This window comes from Pseudomonas sp. 05T35 (assembly GCF_056396605.1).
On record NZ_JBFTLU010000726.1, the window covers coordinates 1 to 1,349 of the forward strand.

A 1,349-nucleotide genomic window follows, 5' to 3' on the forward strand; every position below is an offset into this window, starting at 1 on the left:
GTTCAAACCCTTATGGTGCACCGTTCCCATGACGATGACATCGATCTGATGATCAGTCGCAAACTCGCAGATGCCGTTCAAACCCTTATGGTGCACCGTTCCCATGACGATGACATCGATCTGATGATCAGTCGCAAACTCGCAGATGCCCTGCAAGGGCGCGCCTTCAATGAAGTGGCGACGATCGGCCGGTACGCCGTGGCGCTCGGCCAGGGCCGCAAATGCCTCATTTTGCGCCTCGCCCAACGCTTCGTAGATGCCGGTGGCGAGGGGCAATGCACCAACGCCCATGTCCGAGGCGTACACCGCCGCCCAGTCATACACATGGACCAAATCAAGCTCGGCGTTGCACTGTTCGGCCAGCTTCACTGCCGCGTCGACAATCTTATCGTTGAACACCAGGTCCTGGTCTTCACTGCGCAACACATCGACAATTGCCAGAATCTTGTGCGGCCGTGGGTGGCTGGCATTGGTGACCAGATGCACCGGCACCGGGCAATCGCGCAGCAACCGCCAGTCCAGCGGAGTAAAGAAGATCCGCTTTAACGCGGACTCCTCCTGAGCATCCTTGATGATCAGGGCCAAAGGCATCTCGTTGACGAAATGAAGGATCTCTTCATAGAGGTGCTGGACCCAGACCACCTCACTGGTGACCTCGACCCCGTGCTTCTTCGCCAACCCGGCTTGCTGCTCAAGCCATTGTCGGTGGTTTTCCAGGTAGCCATCACGGGCTTGCCGGATTTGCTCGGGGGCGAACAGACCGGCCACCGCCAAGGCTTCGCTGTAATCGAACGCCACGATATGCAAGGGCAATTGCGTCGCCAGAGCCAGCGCCGTAGCGCGCTCGAACGCCGGAGTACGGGTCATCGCGGAGGGGGCAATCAGCAATAAACGTTGAGTCTGCGACATAAGTCACCTCGGCGCTCGGCCATTTCAATGCAGTCAGTGAGACTTTAGATTGAACGTTCCGGGTGCAGGCGACTTGATCTTTATCAGCTCCATGCGCTCTTTGCAGGGCCTCGATTGATACGACCTGCATCGAACGCTTCAGTGCAGCAAGGTGCCCGCCCACATCGCCGCCGTCATCAATACCTGACCCGGAATGACATAGCCGGCGAACCGCCGACCGCCGCTGACCCACGCCACCACACATTTGCTCAGCGAGTTGCTGCTCACCGCGATCAGCACAGGGCCGGCAATCGCGTCGTAGGGGAGCTGACCGGCCTTCGCCAGAGAGGCAATGGATGCCGTTGACGAGTGGGCATCGGCAAAACCGCTGAGGGCCGTCGTCAGCATCACCCCCACCTGGCCAAAGTGACTCAGCATTGCAGAAGACAGGAAGGTAATGC

Annotated in this window: 2 protein-coding genes; both read right to left on the reverse strand. The window is 58.9% G+C overall.

Annotated features, from left to right (window positions below; translation table 11 throughout):
- Positions 1-909, reverse strand: a 909-nt coding sequence (locus AC1DH9_RS29265; RefSeq protein WP_477809347.1) for a universal stress protein, incomplete at its 3' end; no start/stop codon positions are given.
- Between the two features lie 138 nt (positions 910-1,047).
- Positions 1,048-1,349 (reverse strand): DUF4010 domain-containing protein (locus AC1DH9_RS29270; protein WP_477809348.1); only part of this gene is annotated, 302 nt, incomplete at its 5' end.